Consider the following 10,539-nt stretch of genomic DNA (forward strand, 5'->3'; position numbering starts at 1 on the left):
ATATTGAGTCTAATTTGCTTGTATTCATGTATGCTTTACATAGAATCTTGTGTGAAGTGTAACTAATTAATCTTATAAACGATAATTGAGTTTTCTTGATCTTTAGCAACTAGTTCCAACTTTTTATCTCCATCCATATCTACTAAGTCTATTAGCGAATTACCATAAACTGGAAAATTTGAGATAGGTTTGGCTTGGCTGTCAAAAAGATATATTTTCTGATTTTGGATATCGGTAAGGCTTACATATATTTTATCATTGATATAAAATATTTTAGGTGATGTGTACACCCCAATTTCCAATTCAACTTTTTTGCCCTTGATGCTCAAAGTGTTCTCATTCATTAAAGCCAAAGTCTTACTGGTGGCGTACATTCCATGATTTGACCCAAGGTTAAAATTGGTTTTTGTCAATTCACCTTTGGTGTTTATTTGATGGAGCACTCCTTTTTTATCTGTTGTCGAAAATTTATTCTTATACAAAAACACTTCATTATCTGAAAAATTTATCTTTTCAGAGACTTTTAAACGTTCTTGACCAGCGCGATGTCGTATACTTATAGAACTATCTTCAAGTAAAAAAACGAGGTAGTCTTTTTTAGACATTCTAAAGTGCTTTGGCGCTCTAAGGATAGGGCTATTGGCTTCGGCGTAGGTGAAGCCTGTAACAATTTCAGCTTTGTTGTTGTACATAAAGATTTTTCTGCCTTGGGTAACAACAAAGCGGTAATTTTTTGTGTTCTCGTAATCAAAAACCGCTAAAGGATTAAGGTTTCCTCCTTCAAATTTTTTGTTAAATGGTGGTACTTCCTCCCCATTTCTATCTAAAATCAAAAATTGATTATTGGTACAGAATGCCAATTGTAACTTTCGGTTTTTATAAATGTCCACTTGGTGAACTTTTCCTCGAATCCGCCCTTCCAGTTGTTTTTTCCACAACACTTTGCCGTTTGTTGAAATCAGATATAAAAAATTATCAGTGTCTTGAACTATAAGCTCTTGTTTATTGGTGCGATGGTTTTTTACAAACTGGGGGTCAGTGGCTAAATCTGTATCGAGCTCAACTGTAAATAAGGGTCCTACACTATTATTCTCAACGGTTTTATTGATTTTGGAAACTAATGCTGTTGTATGGAAAAATTTTTGATCAGCTACTACTTGGCCTCCAAAAGCATGGTCTTTAAACTTTATTTTTTTGAAATCAATACCTAAGTGATTGTCAAATTCATTATCCAAAAAAAACTGGATTCCTTTTTTTGATGCAACAAATAATATAGACGCTTCATTGGCAAGCGAGGCCATTGCTGTGTTATATGTAGTAGATGTGTTGAATGTTGTTCCACTTTTGACGTTTGCTATAATGCTCTGAAGCATTTCTTTATCCTGCGCAAATAAGAATGAATTTTCTATGATCGTGCCATAATTGCATTGAAAATTTTGAATAAGTGGGTTAAAGGTATTTGACAACCAATCTTTATCTTTGATTTCAAATATTTCTCTCCCTTGGTATGCTGCTGTTTGACCCTTTATATTAGTTATAGTTTCTGAGAGATCCTCACTGCCGAAAGAATTTAGAACTACAGTTTTTTTAGTATTCAGATAAATCAAACCAACCTCTTCAATGGTATTGAAAATAGTGTCATTGTTTTTGGCTTGGTCCAGATATGATTTTTGATTTGCAGCAAAAACTTCATAATTGCCAAAAGAATAGGATACTATGGCATCAGAATTTTTTGGGGCTATTGCAGCAATGCCATCAGCCATTGGTGTGGTTCCTTTAAAAAGGTTTACGAAACTTTTGATGCTATCATTGGCAATGGTAACTCCGCTAAAGGAAAGCAAGTTTTGGTCGGTAGCAAAATCAACAGATACCCAATCAGCAAAATTATTTGGTGATACTTTCGAAGATTCTTTTAAAATACCAGTTAATAGATTGTTGTTACTAGTAAAATTTATGAATAGTGACGCAGCTTTGGTTGGGTCAGCAGTATCAAAAAGTTTTTGAAGTGCTCTATCTGGTTTGTTGTTAAAACCAGTTCTGATAGAATTTTCAATAAGCATTAATGAAGAGGTCACTATTATTTTACCTCCTTCTTCTGTGCTATAAAAATCGGTAGTTTCAAGTTGGTATTTTTGAATTGTCCTATTTTCATATTCTAAAGTCTCTATCGTTTTGTTAGAAATATTCTCAAAGTTGAAGAAGTTGGTATTTTTTGCTGAAACAAACAAAAATTCAAAATTATCTTTCCCCAGTTCATAGAATGCAATGGTACATTTAGAATCCGGATTTAAAAAATTAATGCTATTGACTTTGTCTTGTATAGTATGATATAGTTTAGATGTCTTTGTTTTAGAAATTATGTCGCTATTCTTTATCTCGCTTTTAAAGTTGGAAAGATTATTGATTTTAAGAACGGCTACTGCATTTTTTGGAAAAAAATCAAGAACGGAATCTGAGTTTGTTTTTTGCTCTTTACAAGCAAGAAAGAGCATAAAAAGGAAGACAATTCTGAATTTCATCTTTCAAGTTTCCAACAAAGTTACAGCCTTTATTAAAACTCCAAATTTAATTGCTCAGGTAATTGTTTGAAACTTTTTCTATGGTATTTGGTAAGGCCATATTTTCTTATCGCGGCCCGATGCTCTTTGGTGGGATAACCTTTGTTTTTTGCCCAGTTGTACATTGGGAATTCTTGATGAATCTGTTTCATATAGGCATCGCGATACGTCTTTGCCAAAATAGAAGCTGCGGCAATGCTCAAAAACTTACTGTCTCCTTTGATTATACACTTATGTGGAATTTTTTGGTAGGGTTTAAATCGATTACCATCAACAAGTATCAATTCTGGAATTTTTGTGAGCTGGTCTAATGATCTGTGCATTCCTAAAATGGAGGCATTTAAAATATTGATTTTATCAATTTCATTTTCAAAGACATGGGAAATACCAAAACATATGGCGGTTTTTTCAAGAAGTGGTCTAAGCTCGTCTCGTTTTTTTTCAGATAATTGCTTGGAATCATTAATGAGGCCATTCTCGAAATTAGGAGGGAGTATTACCGCAGCAGCAGTGACAGGGCCAGCTAAGCAGCCCCGGCCTGCTTCATCTGTACCTGCTTCATTAGGGCGCTTATAGTATGCTAATAGCTTACCCAAAATCAAAATATGATTAACCGACTCTAAATGAAAACACTTCGGAAGAAGAGGTGTTTCCAACGCTATCGGTTGTTACTATTTTCCAGTAATACGTTGTTCCTGAAGTTACCGCTACATTGGCAAGGGTTGTTTCTGCACCTGAACCAATAGATGAAGTTGGGTCTGCTTCAGTACCAAAAAAAACTTCATATCCCGTGATATCATTATCAACATCGCTTCCGCTCCATTCTAAAGTAACAGTGGTGGTAGTTCCTACTAAATTTACTCCTCTTGCTGGAGCAATTGCTTCCGCAGGAAATGGCGCATAATTTTCTACCCCGGGTCCCTCATTGAAAAAACGGAAGGTTTCACTATCGGTTGTTTCAATGGTACCGATTGCTCGTGATGTTATAACCCATGAATACGGTGTGCTCCGGTCAATGGTTACAGTCGCCTCATTGGTATTTGAGGTAGCAAATATTGAAGAGCTGGTATTTAAATTTGTTATGGTCAGCGTATAACGGTCCGCATTCTCAGCTGCATTCCATTCAAAAGTTACCGCACTCTTGGTTTCATCAGTGAGGTCAACTACACCTGTATTACATTCCGTATTGTCTTCTGGAAAAACAAGAGTTGCCGCCCCAGGGGTAGGGATTACTACTACCGGATCATCATCGTCCCCACCGGTAGTTGGCGGCGGTGGAGTATCATCTCCAGAACTACTACTACATCCTACAACGAAAAGGACTGAGGTCAATATGCTGATATATAGAATTTTATTTAGTTTCATTTTCTTACAATTTTATAATTCAACAATGTATTGTCAGTTTTTATGTTCAAAATGTAAATGCCTTGTGTTAGTCCGCTAATGTTCATATTAATGTAGCCACTGTTTGGGCTATAAAAATTACCCATTACTTGCCTTCCATCTATAGAAAATATTGATGCTCGCACTTCTGTAAATTCATCAGAGCCTAAATAAATATTTAAGCTTTGACTGCTAACAGGGTTCGGATAAACAAGAATCTTATCGCTTAGAACTATAGTCTCTTCATATGTTCCTTGACATTCTTTATCGGTACGAACAGAAAGAATATTTTCAACTTTATCCAGCGGTAAAGTAATTTCATTTTCTGAAGTAACATAAGCCTCTCCGTTTAACTCAATTAAATACTGTTTTCCACCTTTTAGACTTAAAACCACCTCACTTTTTAAGCTACTTATCTTGGAGCTTACGCTTAGGGCATCAGGTTCGGTAATAGTGATGTCATAACAAAGTTCGTAGTCAGGTTGCCCTTCTACGGTTAAACAAAGCGTATAGCTGCCTGTTATTAGATTGCTAAAGGTGATAGTGTCAGAAAAAGCAGTTGTAGTTGCCATCTCTTCTGAGTTCGTTAAAGTGGCAGTATAATTCAACATTTCCAAAGCAGTAACAGTTAAGCTGCCGTTGTTAGATGCAATACATGATTCACCAGTACTTCTTATACTAAAATTATTTACTGGCAAGGTGAAAATCACACAACCATCAACATCAACCACAGAGTTGTTTGGTGTTGCAGCGCAAAGGTCCGAAACATTGGGTACGCCATCACCGTCAATATCATCATCACATACATCACCAATGCCATCACCGTCAATATCTGCTTGGTCAGCATTGGCTATTAAAGGGCAATTGTCATTGATATCAAGTACCCCGTCATTGTCGTCGTCTAAATCACAAGTGTCTCCCTCGCCATCACCATCAGTATCTGTTTGATCAGCGTTAGCCAGTAGGGGACAATTGTCGTTGACATCCAAAATACCATCATTATCATCGTCATCATCATCCACTAAATTTTCAATTAGAAAATCATCAATTACAACACCCTCTTGGTTAACAGACTGATCAGATTGAAACAATATTCCAAAAATGATATTGGTTTCTTGGGTTAAATCGACTTCCCCCAAGGATGCATTCAAAGCAAAGTCGTAGGTGTATTGGGTCATTGCTGCCTCAGTACCAGTCCATTGGGCTCCGGGACAATTAAAACAATCATTACCAGCTGTATTAACCGTTCTATCACTGTTGTACCAATTGGGTTGACTGCCCAATTCACCTAAAATTTGAAATGTAGTTCCACCATCTACAGTATAAATCACCGAAACATAATCCCAATCTTGTTCTAAATCAAATGCCATTTGAAAACTCAGTTTCGGTGCTAACATAGAAGAAAGATCATAACAATTACTATAAATAATACCTGTTGTCAAATCTGGATAATTTCCATTCAAATTAGTACCTATTACATTAGCGCCTGAAGTGGCCGAATTCAATAGCGTTCCTGAGGGTGCTCCAATTTCCCAAACTCCGTTAGGATTCAGTGGCGTAGTGCCTGTGGTATCATAAGAAAACAGTGATGTGGCATCCGTCTCAAAGTCAAATAATTCATCGCTTTGACCGGTTCTATTTGTAATGTAGACAGGTGCAGAAAGCGAATTGTTGTCTAAAAAGCTATCATTGACTATTGAAATAGTGGCATCCAACTGAATTTGTTCGCCTATTTCACCTGTAATGATTGGTAAATCGAAACTTTCCATAGCTCCACTTACCAAATTAGTCGTATGAACAAAGTTTTGTTCGGTACGCCCGTTAACAGAGTAAACCACATCAATCTCGGTAATAACATTTAAACCTTTATTTTCCACTGTTAATGATGGTATCACTTGGGTAGCACATGAAATTGATTGTGAACTCGCAACGACATCAATTAGTTTAATGTCATCATCTGGTGGATCTATTGGAATGGGCGAAATCCATGCGCTTCTTCCATAAGTACTGGCAACGATTACCCCATCATCAGGGCTAATTTCCAAATCGCTCACCGCTGTGTTGGGCAGGTTCGTGTAGTATTGTTCCCACTCGGTTAGGGTATCATCTAAACGGTATACGCCCAAACTGGTACCCACATAAATGCCGTTATTGGCACTTCTTGCTTGATGAACAATAGCAAAATAGGCCTGGTCCGCAGGTAAATCAAAAGTGATATCATCTATAGAAACCAATACGCCATTATCAAGTGTTAATCTGTAAACCCCTCTTGCTGTAGGCTGTGATACCAATGGGATACCTGGTCGTAGGGAGGTTGTAACATATACAATATCCGGGTTATCATTGTTTATGGCGATATCTGAAATTGACTCATCCAATGGCTCATCAGGATTTACCGTTACAAAGGTCTCGCCTCCATTTTCACTTCTAAAGAGAAAGCCCCTGTCAGAAGCATAAAGTACCTCGGTATTGTTGGGGTCAGCTTCTAAATCATTGATTTTGTTGCCTAAATCAATATCTTCGATAAAGGTGTTTGAAATGGGCTCCCATGAGTTTCCAGAAAGCCTATAGACGATGTCATAAGCGGCATACACTTCACCATCGGCACTTACAGTTAATGGTGTTACCCAATTACCTTGTATAGCACTATTATCCTCATCCCTTGGAGCGCCGACAAATCCAACAGATTGCCCCAAATTACTTGAAATGAACAACACACTCCCAAACTGCGAAAACCCATAGACAATATTTCCATTAGAAGGATCAATTTCATAATCCATTCCATCAGCAAAGGTGTAAATGTTCCATTCATCTTCATTGTAAACAAAACCCGAATTGTCTTGGGTGCCCCCCGCCAATCTGCTAGCATCGTTCTTTGCAATGGATATTCTATAGAATTGGGTTATTCCAAGGCCACTGGATTTATCAGTAAAAGTGGTGCCACCATTATCGGTAATGTATAGCCCTCCATCGGTGCCGGCGAAAAGCTGGTCGTTGAAAAACTTTAGGGTGTGATGATCTACATGGGTATATGCAGGGCCAACCACATTATCATTATCATTTAGTCTTATGAATGAATCTCCACCATCCACACTTTTCCAAATGTTAATAGCCCCGGTATATACTTCATTGGCATCGGTTGGTGAAACTGCAATGGCAAGATTATACCAAGATTGATCTCGTTCAATTAGGTCATCAGAATTTTCGGTTTCGGTGAACGTTTCACCACCGTCCGTTGATTTGAAGAGGCCTTGATAGCAATTATTGCAATCGAACACATCAGAATAAAGAAGGTATACTACCGAGGGGTCTGCCGGGCTTACACCAATAACGGCTCTTCCTCCATCATTAGGGAGGTTTTCAGAAATTGAAGAAAATGTATCCCCTCCATCTGTTGATTTTAAGAATTGAACAATATCAGATTCCGTGCCGGTTGAACGGGTTTGGCCAATGACGGCATATACGGTATTCGGGTCGTCTGGTTTTAATCGAAAATCGGTGATGTTCCCTTCTTGTTTAACTTCCCAAGTGTCACCAGCATCCATTGATTTTAAAATACCTTGTGTGCCACCTACCCAAACAACATTAGAATCAGTCGGGTCGATAAAAATCTCATTGAGCACATCAAAATTTGTTGTTTGGTCAGGCCCTAAACCAGTTGGAGCCCAGCTTGTGCCTCCATCAGTACTTTTAAAAACCCCAATACTAAAGGAATCACTGGCGTCATCATCACCGGTGGCAATATAGATGGTATTGCTGTCATTGGGGTCGATTGCAATGCCGGAAACACCTATTTGTGGAAAATCTATAAAAAGCTCGGTCCATATATCTCCGCCGTCAATGGATTTCCAGACACTTCCGGCTGGTGCTCCCGCATACCAAATATTAGAATCATTTGGGTCAACCGCAATAGCATTAATTCTTCCCAAACCAGGCTGACCTTGAGCAATAGTGCCAGCGGCTGAAGGGCCAATGGTGGTCCAATTACTGGTCGGGTTTACAGGTCCTGCAAACTGTTGCTTGGCCTTATATGTATCCCATAATTCTTTGGAAGTGGGCAGATACCCATCGGGTTTTACAAAATATTGCCAATAATTACGCCATCGCATAAAGGGTTTGTATCCGTTTCCCTTTTCGGTGATGTCTTTTCCTCTCCAATAGTTATCAAAGGCATCAGTTATTTCTTCGAATTTATATTTTTTTGCATTCGTGACATTTGACTGAGATTTGGCAAATATTGATGTAGCCTTACTTTTTTTGAGTTCTTTCATCCAAGGCGCATTCGAATTGTACTGGGCAAATGATAGACTTGTAGTCAAAAAACAAAGCAATAGTAGTATTTTCTTCATCAGGTTTTTTTTACTATCAAAGTCTTAAAGTATGGATTTTTTTAAGAAACGATTATTTTTTTAGATGAAATAATCAAATTTAATTTTGGAAAAGGCCTTCGAAATTTTCACATTTTGTTACGAACAAAAATGGATACCTTTGCTCGGTCAAGTACCTATAATGAGATATTATATTCTTACACTTTTCTTTTTCTTTGTACTTTTTTCGGTCAATGCTCAAGTAGAAGAATCAAAACCTTCTAAAGAGTTATTGCCTTTTCAAAAAAAGGAAGACTCTATTGCCGGTTCCAAAAAGAAAAAAGTAAAAAAAGAGGCCAAGCCCATTTCAATTGAAGATTATAAAATTATCTCAAAGGATAGGGATACTACATTTTTAGATACAACTTTGACCATTTCAAAAGAATACAAGTATAATTTTTTGCGTGAAGATGATTTTGAATTAATGCCCTTTTCTAATATTGGGCAGGCTTATAATTTATTAGGAGTAAATCTTGAGAATTCCTCACTTTATCCAAAGATTGGAGCGAGTGCCAGGCATTATGGTTTTTTTGAAGATGAAGATGTCTATTATTATAATGTGCCCACACCAATGACAGAGCTTTTTTTTAAAACCACACTTGAACAAGGTCAACTCTTAGATGCGCTGCTGACTTTTAATACCTCACCACGATTAAATTTTTCTATTGCTTATAGTGGGTTTAGATCTGCTGGTAAATACCGATTTGAGCAAGCCCAATCAGGTAGGTTTAGAACAAGTTTTAATTATAGAACTGCCAATAACAGATATTGGCTAAGAGGTCATTATGCTTCGCAAGATATTGAAGCCGAAGAAAGTGGCGGGTTATTAGATAAAGAAACACAGTTCGAATCTGGTAGCGAAGAATTTTTAGATAGGTCGAGAATAGACTTAGTGTATACCAATGCAGATAATAGAGTTTTGAGTAAGCGTTATTTTATTGATCATCAATTTAACTTGGTTCGCCCAAGAAAAGATAGTGTTAAAACTAAATCTACACTGTTGGCTATTGGGCATCAGTTTAACTACGAATCAAAGTTTTATCAATTTGATCAAACTGCTCAAGATGATACTTTTGGGCAGGTTTTTATTAGCCCCGTGGCTGATAGAGCAAGATTGAAAACGATGTTTAATCAAGTTTCAGCTAATTTTTCAAATAAAACATTAGGCAGTCTTTCTGGCAATATCAACTTATATAATTATCAATATTTTTTTAATAGTCTTTTAATTAGGGAAGACGAAACGATTCAAAACAAGCTTGAAGGTGATGAAATTGCATTGGGTGCAGATTATAAGAACACTATAGGAAAGCTCTCTTTAAAAGGTAAGGTGCGATATAATCTTTCAGGTGATTTAACAGGAACCTTATTTGATGGCGCCGCAAAATACCAGTTGAATGAAAACAATAGCATTACTGCATCAATACACGGTTCTTCAAGAGCACCTAATTTTAATTTTTTGCTCTATCAAAGTGAGTATCAAAATTTTAATTGGCAAAATAATGAGCTTTTTGAAAAGCAGCAGATACAGACCTTAGCTTTTGGATTTAATTCTAAACTTTTTGGAAATTTCGAAGCGAAGTATTCCGCTATAGACAATTACACCTTTTTTGGTATTGATAGTACTATAACTGAAGAAGATTTTGAAAATGGAATTGAGAATGCCTTTGTGCGACCTGAACAAGAAACAAGTACGATAAATTATCTTAAGGTTAAATATAATATAGAGTTAGTCTACAAGAAATGGGCACTGAACAATACATTCATGTACCAGAATGTCACTCAAGATAATCAAGTGCTTAACCTACCCGAATTTGTAACCCGTAACACGTTATATTATTCAAGTGATGTCTTCAAAAAAGCAATGCACATTCAAACAGGAGTTACCTTTAAATATTTTACTTCATACAATATGAATGGGTATCATCCTTTATTGGGCGAGTTCTATGTTCAAAATAGAGAAGAATTAGGTGCTTATCCGCTTATTGATTTTTTTATTAATGCAAAAGTTAGACAGACAAGAATCTATTTAAAAGCTGAACATATTAATACTATCTGGAGCAAGGAGTACAATTATTATTCCGCTCCTAATTATCCATATCGTGACTTTGTTATCCGATTTGGTTTGGTTTGGAATTTCTTTTCATAAATTTTTATTAAATCTACACTTGTTAACTACTGAATATCAAGGAGGTATTTTTTTATTCAAAAAAGACAAAAAAATAGTTGTTTTA

Annotated in this window: 5 protein-coding genes; 1 reads left to right on the forward strand and 4 read right to left on the reverse strand. The window is 36.6% G+C overall.

Annotation, left to right across the window (positions count from 1 at the left end):
• Positions 1–62: 62 nt before the first annotated feature.
• The 4 genes from RM706_RS07615 to RM706_RS07630 are packed head-to-tail and all read right to left on the reverse strand — an operon-like array spanning position 63 to position 8,290.
• Complete coding sequence (locus tag RM706_RS07615) at positions 63–2,519, reverse strand: ribonuclease HII (RefSeq protein ID WP_311350434.1); 2,457 nt, start codon at positions 2,517–2,519, stop codon at positions 63–65.
• 32 nt (positions 2,520–2,551) lie between these two features.
• Positions 2,552–3,154 carry a ribonuclease HII gene (rnhB, locus tag RM706_RS07620; RefSeq protein ID WP_311350435.1) on the reverse strand — a complete coding sequence of 201 codons (603 nt, stop codon included), beginning with the start codon at positions 3,152–3,154 and terminating at the stop codon, positions 2,552–2,554.
• A 13-nt stretch (positions 3,155–3,167) separates the two neighbouring features.
• The gene (locus tag RM706_RS07625; RefSeq protein WP_311350436.1) at positions 3,168–3,923 is read right to left on the reverse strand and encodes a hypothetical protein; all 756 of its coding nucleotides are present in this window, start codon (positions 3,921–3,923) and stop codon (positions 3,168–3,170) included.
• On the reverse strand, positions 3,920–8,290 hold the full coding sequence (locus tag RM706_RS07630) for a thrombospondin type 3 repeat-containing protein (RefSeq protein ID WP_311350437.1): 4,371 nt from the start codon (positions 8,288–8,290) through the stop codon (positions 3,920–3,922). Before RM706_RS07630 ends, RM706_RS07625 begins: the two co-directional genes overlap by 4 nt.
• A 160-nt stretch (positions 8,291–8,450) precedes the next feature.
• Between RM706_RS07630 and RM706_RS07635 the strand changes: the two genes are divergently transcribed.
• A complete protein-coding gene (locus RM706_RS07635; RefSeq protein ID WP_311350438.1) occupies positions 8,451–10,454 on the forward strand; it encodes a putative porin in 2,004 nt (667 codons plus the stop codon).
• The last annotated feature ends 85 nt before the right edge of the window (positions 10,455–10,539 follow it).

It is taken from the genome of Croceitalea rosinachiae, from assembly GCF_031846445.1.
GTDB classification, from domain to species: Bacteria; Bacteroidota; Bacteroidia; order Flavobacteriales; family Flavobacteriaceae; genus Croceitalea; species Croceitalea rosinachiae.

Excerpts from the sequence above, each read along its gene's own strand:
- RM706_RS07615 (WP_311350434.1), bottom strand. The coding sequence starts at position 2,519 with ATGAAATTCAGAATTGTCTTCCTTTTTATGCTCTTTCTTGCTTGTAAA.
- RM706_RS07625 (WP_311350436.1), bottom strand. The coding sequence starts at position 3,923 with ATGAAACTAAATAAAATTCTATATATCAGCATATTGACCTCAGTCCTT.
- RM706_RS07630 (WP_311350437.1), bottom strand. The coding sequence starts at position 8,290 with ATGAAGAAAATACTACTATTGCTTTGTTTTTTGACTACAAGTCTATCA.
- RM706_RS07635 (WP_311350438.1), top strand. The coding sequence starts at position 8,451 with ATGAGATATTATATTCTTACACTTTTCTTTTTCTTTGTACTTTTTTCG.